The sequence below is a fragment of the Pseudomonas sp. PvP089 genome (assembly GCF_017875165.1).
Classification (GTDB): domain Bacteria; phylum Pseudomonadota; class Gammaproteobacteria; order Pseudomonadales; family Pseudomonadaceae; genus Aquipseudomonas; species Aquipseudomonas fortuita.
On record NZ_JAGGME010000001.1, the window covers coordinates 2,861,909 to 2,885,173 of the forward strand.

Below are 23,265 nucleotides of genomic sequence, written 5' to 3' on the forward strand. Positions count from 1 at the left end.
CGTTAATCGGGTTATAAGCTTATAAAAAATCGTAATTTAAAATGGCAAATATCCGTTTAGCTGATATTTTTAAATCATGACCCCAGAACAACTGATAACGTTTGCCACCGTTGCCGAGCACGGCAACATCAGCCATGCGGCCCAGGCGCTTCATTTGTCGCAACCGGCGGTGTCCGGCCAGCTCAAGCTGTTGCAGGAGGCTTTTGGCGAGCCGCTGTATCAGCGCGCCGGGCGGGGGGTGCGGTTGACGGCAGCCGGCGAACAGCTGTTGGCCCATGCCGAGCGCCTGCGCGAAACCTTCCGCCAGGCCCAGGCACTGCGCGACGCCATGCGTGGCCTGGAGCGCGGTACCTTGCGCATCGGTGCCAGTACCACGCCTGCCAGTTACCTGCTGCCGTACCTGATCGCCGATTTCCATGCCAGTCACCCGGACGTGCTGGTGACTACATCACACGGCAACACGGCGGAGATCGTCGCTGCGCTGGGCAGTGTCGACATCGCCCTGATCGAAGGGCCGCCTGGGCAAGAGCTGCCGTTGGGCACGCAAGTGACAGCCTGGCGTGAGGACGAGATCGTTGCCATCGTGCCCAGCGGTCATCCGCTGGCTGGCAGTGGTCCGCAGACCTTGGGGGCGCTGGGCACTTACCCGTTGGTATTGCGCGAGAGCGGCTCGGGTGTGCGGCAGGTCGTCGAGCGCGCGTTTGCCCGTGAGGGTGTGGCGATGCGCGTAGCGCTGGAGATTGCCGGGGTGGAAGGGGTGAAGGAGGCGGTGCGTGCGGGGATGGGGGTTGGCTTTGTGTCGGCAATGTCGATCCGCCATGAGGATGGGGCCCTGCACCGACTGCAAGTTGCCCCTGAGCCGTTGGTCAGGCGGTTTTCCATATTGATGCCACATGCGGCAACGCCCTCAAGGGCGGCAGCGCGGTTTCTCGAGTTGTGTGTCGGCTTGCAGGCGGTGGGGTAACGGCCCCGGCCTGTTTGCGGGTGAACCCGCTCCCACAGGTCGAGAGTGCTGGCAGATCATCCCTCACATTGATGGGTCCAGCTGAGGTAGGCTGCCTTGAGTGATTGCGGAAGGTTGGGCAGGTTGCGTCCTAAATCCGGCACGGTGCCTCGCTGCCGCGCCCACTCCGTTAGCCATGCGATCACCAAAGGCCTGGTTACGGGGCTGGGCGATATTTGGCGTTCAAGCTCGTCTGCGACCTGGCCGAGTATCGCCATGTCCACATCCAGTTGGGCAATTTTGTCCACCCTGTAGTCACCCCTCATCAAGTCGTTTGCTTTGAAAGATAGCGTTTGCTCGATAGCAGTCAGCAACTGGCCAACCGTCCAAGGTTTTGAGAGGAACGTAGCAGACCCGGGTAAGCGGGAGCCGGCATCACGTTGGCCGGCCGACATCACGATCACGGCGGTGCCCGGCCATCGGTCAATGACCAGGTGCGCGAGGTCCACTCCATCGAGCTGGCCTGGCATCTGGATATCGGTCAACACGAGATCCAGGCGGGCCGTGGTTTCCAGCACCGTTATCGCCTCATCGACGCAGCCGCAGCTGCGCACGTCGAGGTCGAGCGATTCCAGCGCTTCGCAGGCGAGCATTCGAATCAACGCGTCATCCTCTACTACCAATACACTGCGAGCCATAACAAAACCCCGATCATGTAGCCATTCGGCGGGCGGCTATGACCAGTGGTTTCATGCAACTGACGGGTGGCGCTTGGGTTGTTGGCAAACCGAGCGATCTATACTTTCCCATTACCGCCGGGCTTAGATGGTTTTCGTCATTGCCATCGATGCTGGATCGTTGGTAAATGAAGCCACGAAAAGTTTTCGATCCCTGCCTGGCACGTCCGCAGGGGCCATGGTGTCGAACGGCGCGCCCGAAAGTAATCTTCCCAATTGCCAGCTGTGGATGAGAACCCATGCATCAACTGCCTCCCGATGAAATGATCAGGCTTGCACTGCAGAAGTCACAGGCCCGTTTACACAAGCAGCATCAGTTGGTGGTGGAGTATGGCGTTTCGTCGCTCAGGTCGACGAGTCTCGATACTTTGCTCACGCAGGCTTGTACCGTTGTGGCCAAAGGCATGCACACGCGTTTTGCCAAGGTGTTGATGCCATTGCCTGGCAGCGATGATTTTTTGCTGACCCACGGTGTCGGTTGGGATCCCTCTGATATCGGCCACGCCAAGGTCGGTGGCGATGTGGCCAGTCCGGCGGGTTATGCCCTCTCTACGTACCGCCCGGTGCTCTCCAACCATCTGGGCCAGGAGCAGCGCTTCCGCACGCCGGATCTGTTGAAAAAGTATGGCATCGAACGCGCCATCAACGTGCCCATCCGGGGGGCGCTACAGCCGTTTGGTGTGCTGGAGGCGGACAGCACCGAGGGTGACGATTTCATCGAAAGCGACCTGGTGTTCCTCGAAGGTATCTCCAACGTCATCTCCATGGCCGTGGAACGCCTGGCAAATGGGGCAGATGAGCAGCTACCGGATCGCTATTCGGAAAGCATGCTCAATGCCAGCCCCGATTGCGTAAAGATCCTCACCACGCATGGCGATATCGAATTCATGAATGATGCCGGAATGTACCTCATGCACATAAGCGAGCTGGCAGAGGTGCGCGGCAAACCCTGGACCCAGCTGTGGCCTGACGACTCCAAACCCGTCGTGCGTGATGCCATGGCGCGGTCCGTGGCCGGCGAATCGGCGAGGTTTGAGGCCTATTGCCCCACGGCCGGCGATGAGCCGAGATGGTGGGATGTAACCATTGCGCCCATTCTGAGTGCCGAGGGCAAGGTGGACAGGCTGATCGCAGTGTCGCGGGACATCACCGAGCGGCACCAGCACGAGGCTCAGTTGCTGTCCCTGATTGCTGTGCAAAACACCAAGCTGAGCGACAGCGATCTCTATCTTGAAGAGATACACCATCGGGTAAAGAACAGCCTGCACCTGGTGAACACTTTGCTCCAGCTTCAGGCCAACCTGTCGGCGGATGAGGCGGTCAAGGTCCAGCTGCAGACGGCAGCGAGCCGCGTGCTGACGATTGCCAGTGTGCATGAGCGCCTCTATCAGACTGCAGAAACCCAGGGCGTCCTGGCATCGGAGTATCTTGGCGCCTTGTTGAGTGACCTGGGGTCGGCGCTGGCTGAACGTAAGATCGTGCTCAACGCCGATGCTTTCATTCTCCCCCCACAGCGGATGGCGCCGTTGGGCCTGGTCATTTCCGAGCTGATCACCAATGCCCTCAAGTATGGCAAGGGCACGATTGGGGTGAGCGTCCAGAACGCAGGCGACCATGCTGTGATTACAGTAAGGGACGAGGGGGAGGGCTTTCCGGAGTCTTATCCCGAACCAAGCGGAACAGGCTTGGGTATGCGGCTGGTGAAAAGCTATTCAGGGTATGGAGCTGATGCAATCACGCTGGATCGGCTAGCCGAAAACAGTACGATTTGCGTGAAGTTCAAGCTGTAGTGCCCACTGCAATTCGCCCTGTGCCGCGCGTCACTCGTCGCCGTAGTTCATGATCGAGAGCAGGCGTATGGGCACCTGCACCAGTTTCTCCGGGCCGTGCGGGGTTTCGCCGTCGAATGTGAGGCTGTCGCCGGCGTGCATGTGATAGAGCTGGTTGCCATGGCGGTACACCAGCTCGCCCTCCAGCAAGTGGAGGAACTCGGTGCCGGGGTGGGCGAAGGTGGGGAACTCTTCGCTGGCGTCGTCCATGCTCACCCTATAGGCCTCGAAGTTTTTCTTCGGCCCCCTGGCGTGATTGAGCAAGTGGTAGGTGTGGCCCTTCTCGGTGCCGCGGCGCACTACTTCCAGACCTTCGCCAGCCTTTACCAGCAGAGCATTGCCGTCGGGCTGGTCATATTGGCTGAACAGCTTGGCCATCGGCATGCCCAGTACGTCGCACAGGCGGCTGAGGGTGTCGAGGCTGGTGGACACCTGGGCGTTTTCGATCTTGCTCAGCATGCCCTGGCTAATGCCGGCAATGCGCGCCACATCGGCGAGCTTGAGGGACTGGGCCTGGCGCTGGCGCTTGATCTGCAGTCCCAGGTACTGCTCCAGACGAAGGCGCGGTTCGGTTTCGGTCGACATCGAAAGTCCTGCACGGTTTCAGTTCAAGAATAAAGTTTTCGCACTGGGAAAGTGCGAAATGCAGCTGCGCTGGCCGCTTCTTTCCTCAGGTGAAAACAAGTTTCCCACAAATAGAACAGAAAATCCTGCCTGGGTTTTGTCTTGCCTGTGCCGGCCTCTTCGCGGGCAAGTCCACTCCCAAGCGGCTTTGCGGCGAATCCTGTGGGAGCGGGCTTGCCCGCGAAGAGGCCCGAACAGACACCCAAGGGCGCACCTTGAACAAACTTGGCAAGCGCATTGCATTCCTGTGAGGAAAGTAAGTTTCCTTTGCGGAATCGTCGCCCTTGCCCAGGAGTGTTCAACCCATGTTGCCAGCAGAAACCCAGCGCACCCTCGACCAGCACGGCATCAAGTACGTGCTGGCGCAGTTCGTCGACATCCATGGCTCGGCGAAGACCAAATCGGTGCCGGTATCGGGCCTGAAGATGGTAGCCGAGGAGGGCGCCGGCTTTGCCGGGTTCGCCATCTGCGGCATGGGCATGGAGCCGCACGGCCCGGACTTCATGGCCCGCGGCGATCTGTCCACACTGGTTCCGGTGCCGTGGCAGCCAGGCTATGGCCGGGTGGTGTGCGTGGGCCATGTCAACGGCCAGCCTTGGCCCTATGACAGCCGCTACGTATTGCAGCAGCAGGTGCAGCGCCTGGCCGAGAAGGGCTGGACCCTGAACACCGGCCTTGAGCCCGAGTTCAGCCTGTTCCGCCGCGACGAAGGCGGCAAGCTGCAACTGGTTGACGCCTCCGACAACCTCGACAAGCCCTGCTACGACTACAAGGGCCTGTCGCGCTCGCGGCTGTTCCTCGAACGCCTGACCGAGGCGCTGCAGCCGGTGGGCTTCGACATCTACCAGATTGACCACGAAGACGCCAATGGCCAGTTCGAGATCAACTACACCTACAGCGACGCCATGGAGTCGGCCGACCGCTTCACCTTCTTCCGCATGGCTGCCGGTGAGATCGCCAACGACCTGGGCATGATCTGCTCGTTCATGCCCAAGCCTGACCCCAAGCGCGCCGGCAACGGCATGCACTTTCACCTGTCGCTGGCCAGCAGCACCCACAAGAACCTGTTCCACGACCCGTCCGACAGCAGCGGCATGGGCCTGTCAAAGCTGGCCTATCACTTTGCTGCAGGGCTCATGGCCCACGGCGCGGCGTTGTGTGCCTTTGCGGCGCCGACGGTCAACTCCTACAAGCGTCTGGTGGTTGGCCGTTCATTGTCGGGCTCGACGTGGGCCCCGGCCTTCGTCGCCTGGGGGGCCAATAACCGTTCTGCAATGGTGCGCATTCCTTATGGTCGCCTGGAGTTCCGCCTGCCGGACGCCGGCTGCAACCCGTATCTGGTCACCGCCGCCATTATCGCCGCCGGCCTCGATGGCATCGACCGCCAGCTGGATCCGGGCGAGATGTGCAATGAAAACCTCTACAACCTGAGCCTTGAAGAAATTGCCGCGCGCGGCATCAAGACCTTGCCGCAATCGCTGAAGGAGGCCGTCGACGCGCTCGAAGCCGACCCGTTGTTCCGCGAGGTGCTGGGCGCCGGGATCGTCGACGAGTTCATCAAGCTCAAGCGCATGGAGTGGGTGGAGTACTGCCGCCACGTCTCCGACTGGGAAATCCAGCGTTACACCGAGTTCTTCTGACCGCCCCAATCCCCTGGGCGGCAGACACGAAAGCGCTCGCCCACTGCCTAGTAAGGAGCATCACCATGTGTGGAATCGTAGGTCTGTACCTGAAAAAGCCCGAGCTGGAAGGCCAGCTAGGCAAGCTGTTCGAACCCATGCTCCAAGCCATGACCGACCGTGGGCCGGACAGCGCCGGCTTTGCCATCTACGGCGATGATGTGGCCGAAGGCTGGGTCAAGCTGACCCTGCAAGCGACTGACACCAACTACCCCTGGACCACCCTGATGGGCCAGCTGGAAGGGCACCTGGGTTGCTCGCTGGACTGGTACCAGAACGCCAGCGCCGCTGTGCTCAAAGTGCACACAGATGAGGCCGCAGCCCGCGGCGCCTTGGCCGAGCTAGCGCCCGATGTGCGCATCATGAGCGCCGGGCAGAGCATCGAAATCCTCAAGGGCATGGGCCTGCCGGCGGAAATATCCAGTCGCTTCGGCCTGGCCGGCATGAAGGGCAGCCACATCATCGGCCACACCCGCATGGCCACCGAAAGCGCCGTGACCATGGAGGGCAGTCACCCGTTCTCCACCGGCGCCGACCTGTGCCTGGTGCACAACGGCTCGCTCTCCAACCACTTCCGCTTGCGCCAGGTACTCAAGCGCGAAGGCATCAGCTTCGAGACCGATAACGACACCGAAGTGGCCGCCGGCTACCTGACCTGGCGGCTACAGCAGGGCGACAGCCTGGCCCAGGCCCTGGATGGCGCGCTGGAAGACCTGGACGGCTTCTTCACGTTTGCCATCGGCACCCGCAACGGCTTTGCCGTGATCCGTGACCCGATTGCCTGCAAGCCGGCGGTGCTGGCCGAGACCGAAGACTACGTGGCCATGGCCTCGGAATACCAGGCACTGGCCGGCCTGCCCGGCATCGAGCACGCCAAGGTCTGGGAACCGGCGCCGGCCACCCTGTACGTCTGGGAGCGCGAAAGCGCCTGACCTGCCACCGAACCCCTGGAGAACCTTATGAAGACGATCGACCTATCCAGCACTTCGGTGCGTGTGCTCAACCAGTCACTGCACGGCGAGGTGCAGGACCTCGAATGGCAAGTGACCCATCCCGGCGGCAAGCACAACCTGGCGGTGGGCATCAACGCCGCCGTGGCGGTGGATATCGAAGGCCATGCCGGCTACTACTGCGCCGGCATGAACCAGCAGGCCAGCGTGACCGTGCACGGCAACGTGGGTGTCGGCGTGGCCGAGAACATGATGTCCGGCCTGGTGAGGGTCAAGGGCAGTGCCTCGCAGGCCGCAGGCGCCACCGCCCATGGCGGGCTGCTGGTGATCGAAGGTGATGCCGGTGCCCGTTGCGGTATTTCCATGAAAGGCGTGGACATTGTGGTCGGCGGCAGCATTGGCCACATGAGCTGCTTCATGGGCCAGGCCGGACGCCTGGTGGTGTGTGGCGATGCCGGCGATGCGCTGGGCGACTCGCTGTATGAGGTGCGCATCTACGTCAAGGGCTCGGTGCAGTCACTGGGCTCGGACTGCATCGAGAAAGAAATGCGCGCCGAACACCTGCAAGAGCTGCAGGAACTGCTGAACAAGGCTGGCCTGGACCATAAGGCCGCCGATTTCAAACGCTACGGCTCGGCCCGCCAGCTGTACAACTTCAAAGTCGACAACGCCAGCGCGTACTGATCCAGGAGCATTCCCATGAGCGAGCAATTCCCCCCGGTACTGCGTGAGTCGGCCACCTTCGATCGCCTGACCATCCAGGAAATCCAGCGTGCCGCCGAAACCGGCATCTACGACATCCGCGGCGGTGGCACCAAGCGCCGTGTGCCGCACTTCGACGACCTGTTGCTGCTCGGCGCCAGCGTGTCGCGCTATCCCCTGGAAGGCTACCGCGAGAAGTGCGGCACCGACGTGGTGCTGGGCAACCGGTTTGCGAAAAAGCCGATCCACCTGAAAATCCCGGTGACCATCGCCGGCATGAGCTTCGGCGCGTTGTCGGCCAACGCCAAGGAAGCGCTGGGCCGTGGTGCGACCATCGCCGGCACCAGCACCACCACCGGTGACGGCGGCATGACCCCGGAAGAACGTCGCCAGTCGCAGCACCTGGTGTACCAGTACCTGCCTTCGCGCTACGGCATGAACCCCGACGACCTGCGCAAGGCCGACGCCATCGAGATCGTCCTCGGCCAGGGCGCCAAGCCGGGCGGTGGCGGCATGCTGCTGGGCATGAAGGTAACCGAGCGGGTAGCCGGCATGCGCACCTTGCCGATCGGCGTCGACCAGCGCAGTGCCTGCCGCCACCCGGACTGGACCGGCCCGGATGACCTGGCGATCAAGATTGCCGAGATCCGCGAGATCACCGAATGGGAAAAACCCATTTACGTGAAGATCGGTGCCAGCCGCCCTTACTACGACGTCAAGCTGGCGGTAAAGGCTGGTGCAGATGTGATCGTGCTAGACGGCATGCAGGGCGGTACCGCAGCCACTCAGGAAGTGTTCATCGAGCACGTTGGCATCCCGATTCTTCCGGCCATCCCGCAGGCGGTGCAGGCGCTTCAGGAAATGGGCATGCACCGCAAGGTGCAGCTGATCGTCTCTGGCGGTATCCGCAACGGTGCCGACGTAGCCAAGGCCATGGCCCTGGGGGCAGACGCAGTGGCCATCGGCACGGCGGCATTGATTGCACTGGGTGACAACCATCCGCGGCTGGACAGCGAGCTGAAGAAGATTGGCTCGGCTGCGGGCTTCTATGACGACTGGCAGAACGGTCGCGATCCGGCTGGCATCACCACCCAGGACCCAGACCTGGCCGGGCGCCTGAACCCGGAAGAAGCGGGTCGCCGGCTGGCGAACTATCTGCGGGTGCTGGTGCTGGAGGCGCAGACCATGGCGCGGGCGTGTGGCAAGTCGCACCTGCACAACCTTGACCCGGAGGACCTGGTGGCGTTGACCGTGGAAGCGGCCGCGATGGCGCGGGTGCCCTTGGCGGGGACGGCCTGGGTGCCGGGGCAGGCGCAGTACTGATCCACCGTTTTTGGGGCTGCAAAGCAGCCCCAAGGCACCCCAATCGCCCATATCAGCGCCATCGCTGGGAGGCTATGTCGAGGGCGTATCGCCCATTGGGCAGGCACTGGTGCAGCTCAAGGGGGTGGCGTTCACCTTCGTGTACTGCTTCGTGGTGAGGCTGGGCGATAGGGCCGTTACAGGTTGAATCAGTGTCCCATGGCCAACTTGGCACTTGTCTGCCGACGACGGTAGGCACTGTCACGGCTGGCCAGCCACCAGTACAGCGGTGAGGTAATTGCCAGCCCTACCAGCCACGACAGGTCAGCCCCGTTGATGTGCTCGGAAATCGGCCCGACATACAGCGGCGTGTTCATGAAGGGGATCTGCACCACGATACCTACCGCATAGGCTATCAACGCCTGTGGGTTGTAACGCCCGTAGATACCGCCATCGACCTGGAAGATCGACTGGATGTCGTAGTCACCTTTGTGGATGGCATAAAAGTCGATCAGGTTGATCGCCGTCCACGGTACCAGCACCACCAGCAGCACCAGCACCATGTCGACGAAGTGGCCGATGAAGTCTGCCGAGGCGAACACCGCCACCACGCAGCAGGCCGACAGCACGATCAGCGACAGCACCGCACGGCTTTTGGCGGTGGGGATCCAGCGATAGGCGAAGGTTTGCACCAGGGTGATGATCGACAGTACAGCGCCATACAGGTTGAGGGCGTTGTGGCTGATGACGCTGAGCAGGAACAGCACCAGCATGATCGGGCCCAGGGTACCGGTGGCCAGCTTGACCGCATCCATGGTGTCCATCCCGGCCGGAATCGCCAGTACCGCCACGGCGCCGAAGATGAACGACAGGCTCGAACCCAGGGCTGAGCCCAGGTACGTTGTCCAGAACGTCGAGCTGACTTTCACATCTGCCGGCAGATAACGCGAGTAGTCCGACACATAGGGCGCAAAGGCGATCTGCCACAGCGCCGCCAGCGACACGGTGGCCAACCAGCCGGCCAGGTTGAAGCCGCCGCGGGTGAGGAAGTCGTCGCTTTGCACGTGGCTGAAGATGTAGCCGAAGCCGACCACGATACCGATGCCCAGTACCCAGGTGCCAATGCGGTTGAGCACGTGGATGAAGCGATAGCCGATGATGCCGATGATGCCTGAACCCAAGGCACCGATGACGATGCCCACCGGCACCGGTACGGCATCGACCACACCGTGCAGCGATTTGCCGGCGAGCACGATGTTGGAGGCGAAGAAGCCGATGTACATGACGCCGGCGATTACCACCACCAGCAGCGCGCCGAGCGTGCCGAACTGGGCGCGGCTCTGGATCATCTGCGGGATACCCATTTGCGGGCCCTGGGCCGAGTGCAGTGCCATCAGCACCCCCCCGACCAGGTGACCGACCAGGATGGCGACGATGCCCCATATCAGGTTCAGGTGGAACAGCTGCACGCCCAGCGCGCCGGTGACGATGGGCAGCGGGGCGATGTTGCCGCCGAACCACAGTGTGAACAGATCCCTTACCTTTCCATGGCGGTCTTGCGGGGGCACGTAGCCGATTGTGTGTTTTTCTATCAGGGGTGCCGAATTGGCTGCACTGGTCATGACTGACTCCAAGGCAAGGTAGGGCATCGGGAGCTGCCCGGGGGCGTGCCGGCGATGGGCAACGCGTTCTTGTTGGAGGGATGATGCGGGGCGCGGGGATAACGAGAAATTAGTAAATATGTACCCATAAACCTTAAAAAACCTAAGGCTGACAAAAGCTTAAGCGGGGGACGGTAGCAAGGACGGTGCCAGTTGGCGGCAGGGCTTGAAGTAGAGGGGTTGAGCCCTGTTTCGGCAGAACGCGGTGGGCTTTGATGGTGCGTCGTGCGCATTTGCAGGGCAGCTGAATGGTTGCCTGTACTGGCCCTTTCGCGGGGCTAGCCCGCGAAAGGGCCAGTACAGGCAATAGAGCTACATCGGCAACAACCGGTCCTGGATCACTTCCTTCATCACCAGGGTTGAGCTCAGGCGTTTCACATTGGGAATGCTGGTCAGGTGCTCGTCATACAGCTTCTGAAACGCCGGCAGGTCCTTGGCCACCACATGCAGCAGGTAATCCGGGTCGCCGAATAACCGCTGTGCTTCGACAATCTGCGGAATCTCCGAAAGTGCCGCTTCAAAATCCGCCACCGGCTGCCGGGTCACCTCGCGCAGGGTCACGAACACCAACGCGGCAAAATTCAGCCCCAGGGCGCTCGGCGCCAGGCGGGCGTGATAGCCCAGAATCGCCCCGGATTCTTCCAGTGCCTTCAAGCGCCGATGGCAGGGCGACAGGCTGAGCCCTACGCGGTCGGCCAGTTCGGTTACCGATAGCCGACCGTCTTTTTGCAGCTCGGCAAGCATTTTTCTATCAGTTCTGTCCATTGAGAAGGATCTTCCAGTCATTGAGCGATTGCAGGGAATATACGAAAGAAAATCCCCGGGCGGAATCCGTAATCTTTCGACATCCCAAGGCAGTAGATAAGGAAGATTCAAGTGGCTATCAGTGTGCTGACGGCGTTTTGGGCCGTGTCGATGCTGTTCGTGATTACCCCGGGCGCAGATTGGGCTTACGCCATTTCGGCAGGCATGCGTGGGCGCTGGGTAATGCCCGCGGTGGCGGGCATGTTGTCGGGGCATTGCCTGGCGACGCTGGTGGTGGCGGCCGGGGTAGGCAGCCTGCTGGCAGGCCACCCATTGGCACTGACCTTGCTCACCCTGGCGGGGTGCAGCTACCTGCTGTGGCTGGGTGGTAACCTGTTGTTGAGCCCGGCATTGCCGGCAGCCGGGCAGGGCGGTGCGGGGGATTCGGGTTCGCGCTGGGCGTTGAAGGGCTTCTGCGTCAGCGGCCTGAACCCGAAGGTTTTCCTGCTGTTCCTGGCTTTGCTGCCGCAGTTCACCGACCCACAGTCGAACTGGCCAGTGTCGTTGCAGATCTTGCTGCTGGGGCTGGTGCACCTGTGCAGCTCGCTGGTGATCTACTCACTGGTCGGCTATGGCGCCAAAGCCGTGTTGAGTACCCGGCCGGGGGCGGCGAAGCTGGTCGGGCGGGTGTCGGGGGTGGCGATGATTACGGTGGCCCTGGGCTTGATTGCCGGGCAAATCAACTGACACCGTGAGGCAAGGGGGCCAGGACGTTCCCGAGCGTCTGGCACAGCTGTTCTGCCGAGTAAGGCTTGGCCAGAAAGGTAAACCCTTGGTGCCCGCCTTCGGCAATTGCATCGCTGTAGCCCGAAGTAAGGATCACCGGAAGCTGCGGGCGCTGACGGCGCAGCTCCAGGGCAAGTGCCAACCCACCCATGCCGGGCATGACCACATCGGAAAACACCGCATCAAAACCGCCCGCCGGGCCAGTCAACTGCGCCAGCGCCTCTTCCGCCGAGCGTGCACAGCTGACCTGATAACCATGGTCCTCAAGGATCTGCGCGCTGAAGCGGGCCAGGTCGGAATTGTCCTCTACCAGCAGTATCCGTCGCCGCTCGCTCTGTGCTTGCAGCAGGCTGCCGGCCGAGGCGTCTTCCGACGGGGCAGCGGGCGGGTCCTCCTGCGGCAGGTAAAGGGTAAACGTTGTGCCTTGGCCGGGGGCACTGGTCACTGCTACATCCCCCCCGGACTGCTTGGCAAAGCCGAACACCTGCGACAGCCCAAGCCCGGTCCCTTCACCTGCAGCTTTGGTTGTGAAAAACGGGTCGAAGATGCGCTCCAGCAAATCGGCGGCAATACCGGTACCACTGTCGCTCACGGATATCGCCGCGAATGGGCCTGGCAGGGACGGCTGGCCGCGCAAGGCCGGCAGGCGCTGATCGGCCTGCAGGCGCAGTTGCAACACACCTTCGCCGGCCATGGCATCCCGGCCGTTGAGCATGAGGTTGATCACTGCGTTCTCCAGCTGGCTGAGGTCGGCGCGGATGTGGCACGGCGCAGGCGGTAACTGCAGCTCGACCTGGATGCGTGCGCCGGTGGCGGTGTCGAGCATGTCAGCCATCGCTTCCAACCGTGGTCCTGCCTCGAACACGTGTGGGCTGAGGGCCTGTCGGCGGGCGAAGGCCAGGAGCTGACCGGTTAGTTTGGCACCACGGTCGACGGTGTCGGATATGGTCTTGAGGTAACGTTCGCGACGCTTCTCGTCGAGGTTGGGGCGTTGCAGGAAGTGCAGCGAGGAACGGATGATGGTCAGCAGGTTGTTGAAGTCGTGGGCAACGCCACCTGTCAGCTGGCCGATGGCTTCCAGCTTTTGTGCCTGGCGCAGCACCGCTTCGGTGTGCAGCAGCTGGGTCGTGCGTTCTTCCACGCGGTGCTCAAGGTTGGCGTTGAGCGCCTCCAGCGCTGCCATCGCCTCACGCACTTCAGCATTGGCCTGAACCCGCTGGATATGCGCCCAGCAACGTTCGGTAACCTCGCTGATCAGCGCTTGCTCGTAGTCGGTCCATTCCCGGGGAAAACGGTCGTGAATCGCCATCAGCGCGGTCAGCCTGCCAGCCTTGATCAGCGGCATGCAGACAGTAGCGGTGATGCCGATGGCCTGAAATGTCGCCGCTTCGTCAGCGGCCAGTTCGCGAAGATTGTCATTGATCACCAACGCCAGGCCGCTGCGCAGGCGGCTGACCGCCAGGCGGCCGAAATCATGCAGGTGATATTGGCCCACCAGGCGTGGGGAGCCGGGTGCTACGGCATCGCCGCAGATGGTGAAGCCATTCTCGTCCGGCTCCATTACCGCATAGGCGCAGCTGGACAAGCCAAGGTGCTCGACCAGCATGCGCGTGGTGATGGCCATGATCTGGTCGGGGTCGGTGGCGTCGGCCACGGCGCGCCCGAGGCTGTCGAGAAAGTTGAGGCGCAGGTTGGTGACCACACCGGCGGTGGTTTCGGTAACCGTATCGAGCATGCCAAGCACTTCGCCATCCAGGCCGCGAATCGGGCTGTAGCAGAAGGTGAAATAAGCCTGCTCCGGGCCGCCGTTGCGGTCGATCGTCAGTGGGAAGTCTTCGATGTACACCGCTTCGCCGGACAACGCACAGTCGGCCATTTTGCTGATATCGGCCCAGGCCTCATGCCACACGTCGCGGAAGGGGATACCCAAGGCCGAGGGCTTGCGCCCGAGAATCGGGATGAAAGCATCGTTGTGCAGGGTGATGAGGTCAGGGCCCCAGAGCACCGCCTGCGGAAAACGCGAAGCCAGGCACAGGGCCATGGTGGTCTTCAGGGCGTCAGGCCAATGTTCCAATGCCCCCAGGGGGGTGGCGGCCCAGTTGTGGTTGCGGATGCGTTCGGCCATCAGCCCGCCGCCGTCTAGCCATTTCGCCATTTGTTCTGTCGGTCCTTTAACACAAGGCCTTAGGGTGCACCGAGAATAGACGGTTGGCGAGCATTTTGTGGTGGCCTGTGCCGGCCTCTTCGCGGGTTCACGCGCGAAGAGGCCGGCACAGGCTAGCGCATGAAGTGCACCTTGCCAGTGTCGTCATTGCCCATGTAGATCCCGTAGACCCCGGCCTGCCGTTCAAGGATGTAGCGCTCGAGAATCTGCCGGATAGCCGGATAGTAGATATCGTCCCACGGAATCTCGTCGGGCTCGAAGAACTTGTATGCCAGGGTCTCCGGCCCGTAGTGCCCGGTTTCTTCGGCGACGACGGCGCGGAAGATGATGTACACCTCGCTGATCCTGGGTACGCTGAAGATGGAGTAGGGCGAGACGATGTCGGCACGCACCCCGCTTTCTTCCCAGACCTCGCGCAGTGCAGCCTGCTCGGTGGTCTCGCCAGCTTCCATGAACCCGGCCGGCAAGGTCCAGGTGCCGGGGCGCGGCGGGATGGCGCGCTGGCACAACAGGTACTTGCCATCGCGCTCGATGATGCAGCCGGCGATGATCTTCGGGTTGATGTAATGGATGTAGCCGCAGCCGGTGCAGTGCAGGCGTTCGTGGGTGTCGCCTGTGGGAACGCCCCGGGCCAGTTCCGTGGTGCAGTGCGGGCAGTAGCGGGGGGCGTTGGGCATGATCAGCGGCCTATGCGAGGTTCCTTCAGGGCCAGGGGCTCGACGATGTCGCGCACCTTGGTGTTGTCATCCTGCTTCTGGCGCAGGTAGTCCAGGGCCACCTTGGCGGCAGCGCGGACGTGGTCGACCGAAGCTTGGTGGGCCACCAGCGGGTCACCACCCTTGATGGCTTCGACGATCTTTTCCATTTCGCGGTTGCTGGCGCCGCGGCGGTTTTCTTGCGACACCGAGGTGGCGCGCAGGTAGCTGATGCGCGCCTGCAACTGGCGCAGTTGCTGGGCCGCCACCTGGTTGCCGGAGCCTTCCAGCAGCACGTCGTAGAAACCTTGTACCGAATCCAGCACCTGTTGCAGCTCGCCCTCTTCCAGCGCTTCGCGGTTCACCTCCAGGGCGCGTTCCAGGGCACGGATGTCCTTGGCCTTGGCGTTGAGGGTGAACAGCTGCACGATCAGGCCTTCGAGCACACAGCGCAGCTCGTAGATGTCGCGGGCGTCTTCCAGGGTGATGATGGCGACACGCGGGCCTTTGGCGTCGGCGAATTCCACCAGGCCTTCGGACTCCAGGTGGCGCAGGGCTTCGCGCACCGAGGTACGGCTGACGCCGAGGCGGTCGCAGAGGTCGCGCTCCACCAGGCGGTCGCCGGGCAGCAGATGGAAGTTCATGATTGCGGCGCGCAGCTTGTCTAGCACGATTTCGCGCAGGGTAACGGGGTTGCGGTTGACCTTGAAGCTGTCGTCGAGTGGCTGGCGTTTCATCAGGAGCGCTCTTTATGAGGCTGTTGCGCCAACATCGCGGAACGCCCCGAACCGAGGCTTTCCATGCAGTGGTTCGAACAGCCCGTTGTTAACGGGTTGACTCCGCATCGGCTTCGGCAAACGCTTCACGGGCCAGGCGGAAACTGTCCACCGCCGCGGGTACGCCGCAATAAATGCCGACCTGGAGCAGAATTTCGCGAATCTGTTCACGGCTCAGGCCATTGCGCAATGCGCCGCGGATGTGCAGCTTGAGCTCGTGGGGCCTGTTGAGCGCGGAAATCATGGCCAAGTTTATCATGCTGCGCTCTTTGAGCGACAAGCCTTCGCGGCCCCAGACGTGGCCCCAGCAGTATTCGGTGACCAGTTCCTGCAATGGCTTGGTGAACTCGTCGGCATTCTGGATCGAGCGGTTGACGTAGTCCTCGCCCAGCACCTGGGTGCGGATGGCCAGGCCTTTGTCGTACTTCTCGTTACTCATGTGCCGTACTCCGGAAGAAAAAAGGGAACGGGGGCTGCAAAGCAGCCCCGGCGGTCTCAAGGTCAGCCCAGGGGCGGCAGGGCGCCCAGTTTGCCTTTGTGGTACACCATCGGCGTCACCGGCTCGGCCGGCAACACCAGGTTCTTCACTGCACCGACGATGATCGCGTGGTCCCCACCGTCATACTCGCGCCACAGTTCGCACTCGATGATCGCGGTCGCCTTGGCCAGCAGCGGGTTGCCCAGCTCGCTCAAATGCCACTCGACGCCCTTGGCCTTGTCCTTGCCCTTGCCGGCGAAGGCGTAAGCTTCAGCGGTCTGTTCGGCAGACAGCAGGTGAATCGCGAACTGCTTGCTGTCACGCAGGATCGGGTAGGTGTCGGAAGCGTAGTTGGGGCAGAACAGTACCAGCGCCGGGTCGATCGACAATGCGCTGAAGGCGCTGGCGGTGATGCCGACGATGGCGCCGTCGGCGTCCAGGGTGGTCACTACCGTGACGCCGGACGGGAAAGAGCCCATCACGTCTTTGTAGATGCCGGGTTCGATCATCTTGTGTTCCTCCTAGCGCATCACGAACGGGTCGGGCATCGGCGCGGTGGACAGGTTGATCCACACGGTCTTCAGCTCGGTATAGGCCAGCACCGAATCGATGCCGCTCTCACGGCCGTAGCCGCTGTTCTTGAAACCACCAATTGGCGCCATGGCCGACACGGCGCGGTAGGTGTTGACCCAGATGATCCCCGAACGCACGTCGCGGGCCAGGCGATGAGCACGGCCCAGGTCACGGGTCCAGATGCCGGCGGCCAGGCCGAACTGCGAGTCGTTGGCGATTTCCAGGGCCTCCTCCTCGGTCTTGAAGCGGATGACCGCGGCGACAGGGCCGAACACTTCTTCCTGCATGATGGTCATCGAGTTGCTGTCGCACTCGAACAGGGTCGGCTCGTAGAACCAGCCGTCACCCTCGACCTCGGCACGCTTGCCGCCCATGTGCAGCTTGGCACCTTCAGCCTTGGCCGCAGCCACCAGGCCTTCGACGACGGCCAACTGCTGCGCGGTGGCCATAGGGCCCATTTCGCTGGCGTCGTCCTGCGGGTTACCGATGCGGATGCGCTTGGCGCGGGTAATCAGGCGCTCTACGAATTCGTCGAAAATCTCGTCCTGCACCAGCAGGCGCGAACCGGCTACGCAGCTTTGCCCGGAGGCGGCATAGATGCCGGCCACGGCACCGTTGATGGCGCTGTCCAGGTCGGCGTCGGCGAAGATGATGTTCGGCGACTTGCCGCCCAGCTCCAGCGACAGCTTGGCAAAGTTCTCGGCACTGCTGCGCACCACATGGCGGGCTGTAGCGGCGCCGCCGGTGAAGGCGATCTTGCGCACCAGCGGGTGGCGGGTCAGTGCCGCGCCGGTGGTCGGGCCGTAGCCGGTGACCACGTTGACCACACCGGCCGGGAAGCCGGCTTCGAGGGCCAGACGGGCCAGCTCGAGGATGGTCGCCGAGGCATGTTCGGACGGTTTGAGCACGATGGTGTTGCCGGCAGCCAGGGCTGGGGCCAGCTTGATCGCGGTGAGGTACAGCGGGCTGTTCCACGGGATGATCCCGGCAACCACGCCGATGGGCTCGTGCACGGTGTAGGCGAACAGGTCGGGCTTGTCCAGCGGCAGGGTGCCGCCTTCAAGCTTGTCGGCCAGCCCTGCGGTGTAGTGGAAGAACTCTGGCAGATAGCCGACCTGGCCGCGGGTTTCGCGGATCAGCTTGCCGTTGTCACGGCTTTCCAGCTGGGCCAGGTGTTCCTTGTTCTCGCTAATCAGGTCACCCAGGCGACGCAGCAGCTTGCCACGCGCGGTGGCGGTGATGCTGCGCCATTCCTTGCTGTCGAAGGCACGCTGGGCGGCCTGCACGGCCAGTTCGACGTCGGTTTCGTCAGCGTCGGGAAGCTGCGCCCAGGCTTGGGCGGTGGCCGGGTTGAGGCTGTCGAAGGTCTTGCCGCTCTGCGCATCGCGCCATTGGCCGTCGATGCACATCTGGAAACGAACGAGGGTCATGCAACAATCCCCTTGGCGGATTCGGTGAGGGTGCGGGCTTGCGCGAGGAAGTCCAGCAGCATCTTGTTGACTTCACGGGGTGCTTCTACCGGCATCATATGCCGTTGCTCGGCGAGGACCACGCTGTGCGCACCCGGAATGCTGGCGGCAAGCTGGCGGGTCATGGCCGGGGTGGAGCCCGAATCGAGTTCGCCCGTGGCGATCAGCGTCGGCACCTGGATGCTGCCCAGGTCGTCAGCGCGGTACATGTCCTGAGTGGCGAACAACGAATACGTGGTGTGGTAGCCCTGCGGGTCGTTGCTCGCCAGCACTTGGCGAATGGCGGCGACCTGCGCCGGGTTGGCAGCCTTGTATTCACGGCTGAACCAACGATCCAGGGCGGCATCGACGTTGGCGTCGGGGCCCAGCTCCGCTGCCTGGGCAGCGCGAGCGATCACGCCGGCACTTTGCTCGGGGGTGCGGTTGAACACGCTGTTGAGCACGACCAGTGCAGTCAGGCGCTGCGGGTAGTGCAGGGCGAATGCACGGGCAACCAGGCCGCCCATGGAGAAGCCGATCACGGTCGCTTGTTGAATTTGCAGGTGGTCGAGCAGCTCGGCGAGCTGGTCGGCGTAGGCTTGCAGCGGTGTGTCGGCAGCCGGCACGCGGCTTTGACCGTGGCCGAGCATGTCGTAGGCGATGACACGGTAGTCGTTGGCCAGGCCAACGATCTGGCCGCCCCACATTTCCTTGTTCAGGCCCACGCCGTGGATCAGTACCACGGGTTGGCCCTGGCCTACGGACAGGTAGCTGGTGCCGGCAGGTGTACGTTCAGCGACAGGCTGAATCATGGAGGGCGCTCCTTGAAGGTCGGGCGCGGCGGGAAAGCACGCCACGCCCCGGCCCGTCTTGGTTGTTGTTATTGAGCGTTGGCTTTTTCGGCAGCCAGTTCTTCCAGGTCGATGTAGCGGTTGCCGATGCGCGGGTGCAGGCGGCCGCCGTCGGCAGCGCCCAGCACCACAACGATTTCATCGGCCCGCGGGGCGTCTTCGATCTGCATTTCCAGAGTGATGTAGTGCGAACGCAGGCCTTCGTCGTCCTTCTGCATCATCGGGATCTGAATCGAGGTGCCGGGGCCGCCGCGCTTGTTGGTGAAGCTCAGGTAGCTCTTGGCCTGCACCGCTTCGCGGTAGTGGTTGCCGAAGCGCAGGGTGTGGATCACAGCCGAGGCGTGCTCGATTTCGCCGTCGGCGCCGACCACGGCCGCTTTACCGTAGGCTTCGATCTTGTCGGCACCGCCAATGGCAGCGGTCAGGCGCTCGACCATCAGTGCACCCAGCTCCGAGCAGTTGGCGCGGATTTCCGGCTTCAGATCTTCAACAAAACCGCGACCGGCCCATGGGTTCTTGATCACGACGGCCAGGCCGACCATGGTCACTGGTTTGTCGGTGGCCTTGCCGCCTTCGATGCGGGTCTCTTCGGAGTAGGTGACGATCTTGCGGATTTCGAAACTCATGGAGGGCTCCTGGTGAGGGTTATCAGCTCTTGTTGTCTGATGGTATACCATAATATTTGTTGTGCAAGAGGTGTCAGGAAATTTCTCTTGTCGGGGGACGAAAGGTGGCCTGATGCCTTGATTTCGCTGCTGTCTGTACCTGGCCCTATCGCCGGCAAGCCAGCTCCCACAGGTACCGCGCTGCATTCAGAGCCTGTAGTGGCAATGTGGGAGCTGGCTTGCCGGCGATAGGGCCAGTAAAGGTTTAAAAAAAAGCCCGCTCACGCAGGCTGAAGGGGCCCACGTGAGCGGGCGCGTCCCGCAATGATTCAGGCAATGGGAATTCAGGCGAACGCCGGCACCACTTCCTTGATGAACAGTTCCAGCGACTTCTTCTTCTCGGCGTGGGGCAGGCTGTTGTCGCACCAGAAGCTGAACTCGTCGACGCCGAGCTCCTGGTAGTACTTGATGCGCGCGATGATTTCTTCCGGAGTGCCGATCATGGTGTTCTTGCGAATGTTCTCCAGCTGGAACGCCGGCACTTCGGCAAACTTCGATTCCGGGCTCGGCTCCAGGAAGCCGTTGACCGGAACGGTCTTGTTACCGAACCAGGCATCGAAGGTGCGATAGAAGCGCGAGATGGCCTGCGCGCCGACTTTCCAGCCTTCCGGCTCGGCCGGGCTGTGCACGTGGGTGTGGCGCAGCACCATCAGTTGTGGGCGCGGCACGTCCGGGTTGTTGTCCAGAGCGGCCTGGAACTTGTTCTTCAGGTCCAGTACTTCTTCGTCACCCTTCATCAGCGGGGTGACCATGACGTTGCAGCCGTTGGCCACGGCGAAGTTGTGCGAATCCGGGTCGCGGGCGGCGATCCACATCGGCGGCGTCGCGTTGAACGGTTTCGGCACGCTGGTGGAGGTGGGGAACTTGTACACTTCGCCGTCATGGGCGTAGTCGCCTTCCCACAGCTTACGTACGACCGGCACCATCTCGCGCAGCGCCTTGCCGCCGTCGGTGGCTGGCATGCCATTGGCCATGCGGTCGAACTCGAACTGGTAGGCGCCACGGGCCAGGCCCACTTCCATGCGGCCGTTGCTGATCACGTCGAGCAGGGCGCATTCGCCGGCGACGCGGATCGGGTTCCAGAACGGCGCAATGATAGTGCCGGCACCCAGGCGAATCTTGTCGGTGCGCGCGGCCAGGTAGGCCAGCAGCGGCATCGGGCTCGGCGAAATGGTGTATTCCATGGCGTGGTGCTCGCCAATCCACACGGTGCTGAAACCGCCGTTTTCGGCCATCAGGGTCAGTTCGGTCAGGTCTTCGAACAACTGGCGGTGGCTGACCTGTTCATCCCAACGTTCCATGTGTACGAACAACGAAAATTTCATGGGGCTTTCCTCAACGCTTGAAAGGGGCTGGCGCCTGGCAGGGGAGGCGCCAGTGGTCTCGATTCAGAACAGGCTTCAGGCAAAGGCCGGCAGGCTGGCCATCTTGCCGCGGCAGTACACCATCGGCCGGGGCGCTTCTTCGGGCACGATCAGGTTATGCACCTTGCCGACCATGATGGCGTGGTCGCCACCTTCATATTCACGCCACAGTTCGCATTCGATGACGGCGGTGGCGCCGGCCAGGATCGGGTTACCCAGTTCGCTCATGGACCACTCGATGCCGCTGGCCTTGTCCTTGCCCTTCTTGGCGAACGCATAGGCTTCGGCTTGCTGTTCACCCGAGAGCAGGTGAATGGCAAAACGCTTCTGTTTGATCAGCACCGGGTAGGAGTCGGAGGTGTAGTTGGGGCAGAACAGCACCAGCGGCGGGTCCATCGACAGGGAGGAGAAGGCGCTGGCGGTCAGGCCGACAACCGAGCCGTCATCGTCCAGGGTGGTGATGACGGTAACGCCGGAGGGGAAGGAGCCCAGGACGTTCTTGTAGACGGTTGCGTCGATCATCGGGAATACCTCTAAAAGGCTGCGGTGGTCCGCGGTTTTTATCGTTGATGTGTCTGATGGTATACCGTAATACCTATTTTGCAAGCGGAATTTTAATGCCCGAGGTTTACACGATGAACGGCTAAAGGCCACGTATACCGTGGCTTAGAGCGGTGACGCGGTTTGTTGTATGGGTTTGCAAAGCAGATCAGTGGACGCTTTTTCGTGCGGATCAGTGTTGTCAAAAGCTTGGAATACCATAATATGGTCCGCAGCTGAGAGGCCGCCTAGATGCGGTTTCCTTACAACGATAAAAACGACCTTTCGAGCTGAATCCTATGTCCCAACCGTCATCGCAACACCCGTTTGTCGAGAATCACACGGTCGATTACGTTCCACCTGCCGAGCGCCACGGGAAGGCGCGCGACCTGTTCACCCTCTGGTTCAGTACCAACATTGCGCCACTGCCAATTGTCACCGGCGCCATGGTGGTCCAGGTGTTCCACCTGAACCTGTTGTGGGGGCTGATCGCCATTGTGCTGGGCCATCTGGTCGGGGGCGTGGTCATCGCCCTTGCCTCTGCGCAGGGACCGCAGCTGGGCATTCCACAGATGGTGCAAAGCCGTGGCCAGTTCGGCCGCTACGGCGCCTTGCTGATCGTGTTCTTCACTGCACTGATCTATGTCGGCTTCTTTATTTCCAACATCGTCCTGGCGGGCAAGACCATTCACGGCATTGCCCCGAGCATGCCGATGCCGGGCGCGATCGTGATCGGTGCCCTGAGCGCCACGGCCATTGGCGTGATCGGCTACCGCTTCATCCATGTCCTGAACCGCATCGGTACCTGGGTGATGGGCTCTGCGCTGCTGGCGGGGTTCATCATGATGTTCGCCCAGGAGCTGCCGGCCGACTTCTTCAGCCGTGGTGCATTCAATCTGTCGGGCTTTATCGCCACCGTGTCACTGGGCACCATCTGGCAGATCAGCTTCTCGCCGTACACGTCCGACTATTCGCGTTATCTGCCACGTGAAGTGGGCATTGCCAAGCCGTTCTGGGCCACTTACTTTGGCGCGACCCTGGGCACCATCCTGTGCTTCAGCTTTGGTGCCGTGGCGGTGCTGTGCGTGCCGGAAGGTACTGACGCCATGGACGCAGTGAAGCAGGCTACCGGTTGGCTGGGCCCGATCCTGATGGTGCTGTTCCTGCTCAATATCATCAGCCATAACGCCCTTAACCTGTATGGCGCGGTGCTGTCGATCGTCACTGCTATTCAGACGTTCTTTGCCGAATGGACGCCAAGCATCAAGGTGCGGGTAATCCTGGCCTCGGTGATTCTGCTGGGCTGCGGGATGGTCGCGCTGAACGCCTCGGCGGACTTCATCGGCCACTTCATCGGCCTGATCCTGGCGTTGCTGCTGGTGCTGGTGCCGTGGGCTTCGATCAACCTGATCGACTTCTATCTGATCAAGAAGGGCCAGTACGACATTCCTTCGATCTTCAGCGCTGATGGCGGCATCTATGGTCGCTTCAATCACCACGCGATCATTGCCTATGCCTGCGGCATTCTGGTGCAGTTGCCGTTTGCCAACACCGCCCTGTATGTGGGGCCGTATTCGAACATTGTCGAAGGGGCGGACTTGTCCTGGCTGTTCGGGTTGCTGGTGACGGTGCCGTTGTATTACTGCCTGGCGACGCGGGGGCAGGCGGTCAACAGTGCGCGGGTTATCAGCGTCAACGACTGACAGTTGCAATGGGGGCCGCCTTGCGGCCCATTCGCGGGGCAAGCCCGCTCC

22 protein-coding genes are annotated in these 23,265 nt (G+C 62.1%); 8 read left to right on the top strand and 14 right to left on the bottom strand.

From position 1 onward, the window contains the following. Positions 1–76 precede the first annotated feature (76 nt). Complete coding sequence (locus J3A71_RS13270; RefSeq protein ID WP_016487535.1) at positions 77–964, top strand: LysR substrate-binding domain-containing protein; 888 nt, start codon at positions 77–79, stop codon at positions 962–964. A gap of 56 nt (positions 965–1,020) precedes the next feature. On the opposite strand, the gene J3A71_RS13275 is transcribed toward J3A71_RS13270, so the two are convergent. Beyond that, positions 1,021–1,641, bottom strand: coding sequence for a response regulator (locus tag J3A71_RS13275; RefSeq protein WP_172901736.1), 621 nt, complete (start codon positions 1,639–1,641; stop codon positions 1,021–1,023). Between the two features lie 278 nt (positions 1,642–1,919). Between J3A71_RS13275 and J3A71_RS13280 the strand changes: the two genes are divergently transcribed. Then, the gene (locus J3A71_RS13280) at positions 1,920–3,470 is read left to right on the top strand and encodes a PAS domain-containing protein (RefSeq protein WP_060518325.1); all 1,551 of its coding nucleotides are present in this window, start codon (positions 1,920–1,922) and stop codon (positions 3,468–3,470) included. Positions 3,471–3,500: 30 nt separating this feature from the next. Here J3A71_RS13280 and J3A71_RS13285 read toward each other — a convergent pair whose 3' ends face one another. Further along, the gene (locus J3A71_RS13285; RefSeq protein WP_016487532.1) at positions 3,501–4,094 is read right to left on the bottom strand and encodes a helix-turn-helix domain-containing protein; all 594 of its coding nucleotides are present in this window, start codon (positions 4,092–4,094) and stop codon (positions 3,501–3,503) included. Positions 4,095–4,438: 344 nt separating this feature from the next. Between J3A71_RS13285 and glnT the strand changes: the two genes are divergently transcribed. The 4 genes from glnT (at position 4,439) to J3A71_RS13305 (ending at position 8,787) form a co-directional block, all read left to right on the top strand. Continuing rightward, entirely contained in the window at positions 4,439–5,773 is a 1,335-nt protein-coding gene (glnT, locus tag J3A71_RS13290) for a type III glutamate--ammonia ligase (RefSeq protein WP_016487531.1), read from the top strand. 65 nt (positions 5,774–5,838) lie between these two features. Beyond that, positions 5,839–6,744, top strand: coding sequence for a glutamine amidotransferase family protein (locus tag J3A71_RS13295; RefSeq protein WP_096426191.1), 906 nt, complete (start codon positions 5,839–5,841; stop codon positions 6,742–6,744). A gap of 27 nt (positions 6,745–6,771) precedes the next feature. Next, positions 6,772–7,446, top strand: a complete 675-nt coding sequence (locus tag J3A71_RS13300) for a protein glxC (RefSeq protein ID WP_023047053.1) — start codon at positions 6,772–6,774, stop codon at positions 7,444–7,446. A gap of 15 nt (positions 7,447–7,461) precedes the next feature. Further along, a complete protein-coding gene (locus tag J3A71_RS13305; protein WP_096426190.1) occupies positions 7,462–8,787 on the top strand; it encodes an FMN-binding glutamate synthase family protein in 1,326 nt (441 codons plus the stop codon). 188 nt (positions 8,788–8,975) lie between these two features. Here J3A71_RS13305 and J3A71_RS13310 read toward each other — a convergent pair whose 3' ends face one another. Together J3A71_RS13310 and J3A71_RS13315 are read right to left on the bottom strand one after the other, a co-directional pair. Beyond that, on the bottom strand, positions 8,976–10,388 hold the full coding sequence (locus J3A71_RS13310; protein WP_016487527.1) for a cytosine permease: 1,413 nt from the start codon (positions 10,386–10,388) through the stop codon (positions 8,976–8,978). A gap of 351 nt (positions 10,389–10,739) precedes the next feature. Continuing rightward, positions 10,740–11,192: an Lrp/AsnC family transcriptional regulator gene (locus J3A71_RS13315; RefSeq protein ID WP_016487526.1), complete on the bottom strand. Its 453-nt coding sequence runs from the start codon at positions 11,190–11,192 to the stop codon at positions 10,740–10,742. A gap of 111 nt (positions 11,193–11,303) precedes the next feature. On the opposite strand from J3A71_RS13315, the gene J3A71_RS13320 reads away from it, so the two are divergent. After that, positions 11,304–11,918 carry a LysE family translocator gene (locus tag J3A71_RS13320; protein ID WP_209952957.1) on the top strand — a complete coding sequence of 205 codons (615 nt, stop codon included), beginning with the start codon at positions 11,304–11,306 and terminating at the stop codon, positions 11,916–11,918. Here the strand turns inward: J3A71_RS13320 and J3A71_RS13325 are convergent. The 10 genes from J3A71_RS13325 to J3A71_RS13370 form a co-directional block, all read right to left on the bottom strand. Further along, the gene (locus J3A71_RS13325; protein WP_095115119.1) at positions 11,911–14,112 is read right to left on the bottom strand and encodes an ATP-binding protein; all 2,202 of its coding nucleotides are present in this window, start codon (positions 14,110–14,112) and stop codon (positions 11,911–11,913) included. The genes J3A71_RS13320 and J3A71_RS13325 overlap by 8 nt on opposite strands. 122 nt (positions 14,113–14,234) lie before the next feature. Beyond that, a complete protein-coding gene (locus J3A71_RS13330) occupies positions 14,235–14,798 on the bottom strand; it encodes an NUDIX hydrolase (RefSeq protein ID WP_016487523.1) in 564 nt (187 codons plus the stop codon). 2 nt (positions 14,799–14,800) lie between these two features. Then, positions 14,801–15,553, bottom strand: coding sequence for a GntR family transcriptional regulator (locus J3A71_RS13335; protein ID WP_016487522.1), 753 nt, complete (start codon positions 15,551–15,553; stop codon positions 14,801–14,803). Between the two features lie 88 nt (positions 15,554–15,641). After that, the gene (locus J3A71_RS13340) at positions 15,642–16,031 is read right to left on the bottom strand and encodes a carboxymuconolactone decarboxylase family protein (protein ID WP_023047056.1); all 390 of its coding nucleotides are present in this window, start codon (positions 16,029–16,031) and stop codon (positions 15,642–15,644) included. Positions 16,032–16,093: 62 nt separating this feature from the next. Beyond that, entirely contained in the window at positions 16,094–16,579 is a 486-nt protein-coding gene (locus J3A71_RS13345; RefSeq protein ID WP_016487520.1) for a flavin reductase family protein, read from the bottom strand. A gap of 12 nt (positions 16,580–16,591) precedes the next feature. Then, the gene (locus J3A71_RS13350; protein WP_016487519.1) at positions 16,592–18,073 is read right to left on the bottom strand and encodes an aldehyde dehydrogenase; all 1,482 of its coding nucleotides are present in this window, start codon (positions 18,071–18,073) and stop codon (positions 16,592–16,594) included. After that, on the bottom strand, positions 18,070–18,903 hold the full coding sequence (locus J3A71_RS13355; RefSeq protein ID WP_016487518.1) for an alpha/beta fold hydrolase: 834 nt from the start codon (positions 18,901–18,903) through the stop codon (positions 18,070–18,072). The genes J3A71_RS13350 and J3A71_RS13355 overlap by 4 nt, the downstream gene beginning before the upstream one ends. Before the next feature lie 68 nt (positions 18,904–18,971). Beyond that, entirely contained in the window at positions 18,972–19,568 is a 597-nt protein-coding gene (locus tag J3A71_RS13360; protein ID WP_003256068.1) for an amino acid synthesis family protein, read from the bottom strand. A 323-nt stretch (positions 19,569–19,891) separates the two neighbouring features. Then, positions 19,892–20,932: an LLM class flavin-dependent oxidoreductase gene (locus J3A71_RS13365; RefSeq protein WP_016487517.1), complete on the bottom strand. Its 1,041-nt coding sequence runs from the start codon at positions 20,930–20,932 to the stop codon at positions 19,892–19,894. 75 nt (positions 20,933–21,007) lie between these two features. After that, the gene (locus J3A71_RS13370) at positions 21,008–21,493 is read right to left on the bottom strand and encodes a flavin reductase family protein (protein ID WP_016487516.1); all 486 of its coding nucleotides are present in this window, start codon (positions 21,491–21,493) and stop codon (positions 21,008–21,010) included. A 317-nt stretch (positions 21,494–21,810) separates the two neighbouring features. On the opposite strand from J3A71_RS13370, the gene J3A71_RS13375 reads away from it, so the two are divergent. Next, positions 21,811–23,214 carry a cytosine permease gene (locus tag J3A71_RS13375; protein ID WP_096426188.1) on the top strand — a complete coding sequence of 468 codons (1,404 nt, stop codon included), beginning with the start codon at positions 21,811–21,813 and terminating at the stop codon, positions 23,212–23,214. Positions 23,215–23,265 lie beyond the last annotated feature (51 nt).

Excerpts from the sequence above, each read along its gene's own strand:
- J3A71_RS13330 (WP_016487523.1), bottom strand. The coding sequence starts at position 14,798 with ATGCCCAACGCCCCCCGCTACTGCCCGCACTGCACCACGGAACTGGCC.
- J3A71_RS13345 (WP_016487520.1), bottom strand. The coding sequence starts at position 16,579 with ATGATCGAACCCGGCATCTACAAAGACGTGATGGGCTCTTTCCCGTCC.
- J3A71_RS13300 (WP_023047053.1), top strand. The coding sequence starts at position 6,772 with ATGAAGACGATCGACCTATCCAGCACTTCGGTGCGTGTGCTCAACCAG.
- J3A71_RS13340 (WP_023047056.1), bottom strand. The coding sequence starts at position 16,031 with ATGAGTAACGAGAAGTACGACAAAGGCCTGGCCATCCGCACCCAGGTG.
- J3A71_RS13370 (WP_016487516.1), bottom strand. The coding sequence starts at position 21,493 with ATGATCGACGCAACCGTCTACAAGAACGTCCTGGGCTCCTTCCCCTCC.
- J3A71_RS13350 (WP_016487519.1), bottom strand. The coding sequence starts at position 18,073 with ATGACCCTCGTTCGTTTCCAGATGTGCATCGACGGCCAATGGCGCGAT.
- glnT (WP_016487531.1), top strand. The coding sequence starts at position 4,439 with ATGTTGCCAGCAGAAACCCAGCGCACCCTCGACCAGCACGGCATCAAG.
- J3A71_RS13285 (WP_016487532.1), bottom strand. The coding sequence starts at position 4,094 with ATGTCGACCGAAACCGAACCGCGCCTTCGTCTGGAGCAGTACCTGGGA.
- J3A71_RS13365 (WP_016487517.1), bottom strand. The coding sequence starts at position 20,932 with ATGAAATTTTCGTTGTTCGTACACATGGAACGTTGGGATGAACAGGTC.
- J3A71_RS13375 (WP_096426188.1), top strand. The coding sequence starts at position 21,811 with ATGTCCCAACCGTCATCGCAACACCCGTTTGTCGAGAATCACACGGTC.
- J3A71_RS13355 (WP_016487518.1), bottom strand. The coding sequence starts at position 18,903 with ATGATTCAGCCTGTCGCTGAACGTACACCTGCCGGCACCAGCTACCTG.
- J3A71_RS13295 (WP_096426191.1), top strand. The coding sequence starts at position 5,839 with ATGTGTGGAATCGTAGGTCTGTACCTGAAAAAGCCCGAGCTGGAAGGC.
- J3A71_RS13280 (WP_060518325.1), top strand. The coding sequence starts at position 1,920 with ATGCATCAACTGCCTCCCGATGAAATGATCAGGCTTGCACTGCAGAAG.
- J3A71_RS13360 (WP_003256068.1), bottom strand. The coding sequence starts at position 19,568 with ATGAGTTTCGAAATCCGCAAGATCGTCACCTACTCCGAAGAGACCCGC.
- J3A71_RS13305 (WP_096426190.1), top strand. The coding sequence starts at position 7,462 with ATGAGCGAGCAATTCCCCCCGGTACTGCGTGAGTCGGCCACCTTCGAT.
- J3A71_RS13325 (WP_095115119.1), bottom strand. The coding sequence starts at position 14,112 with ATGGCGAAATGGCTAGACGGCGGCGGGCTGATGGCCGAACGCATCCGC.
- J3A71_RS13315 (WP_016487526.1), bottom strand. The coding sequence starts at position 11,192 with ATGGACAGAACTGATAGAAAAATGCTTGCCGAGCTGCAAAAAGACGGT.
- J3A71_RS13275 (WP_172901736.1), bottom strand. The coding sequence starts at position 1,641 with ATGGCTCGCAGTGTATTGGTAGTAGAGGATGACGCGTTGATTCGAATG.
- J3A71_RS13270 (WP_016487535.1), top strand. The coding sequence starts at position 77 with ATGACCCCAGAACAACTGATAACGTTTGCCACCGTTGCCGAGCACGGC.
- J3A71_RS13310 (WP_016487527.1), bottom strand. The coding sequence starts at position 10,388 with ATGACCAGTGCAGCCAATTCGGCACCCCTGATAGAAAAACACACAATC.
- J3A71_RS13335 (WP_016487522.1), bottom strand. The coding sequence starts at position 15,553 with ATGAAACGCCAGCCACTCGACGACAGCTTCAAGGTCAACCGCAACCCC.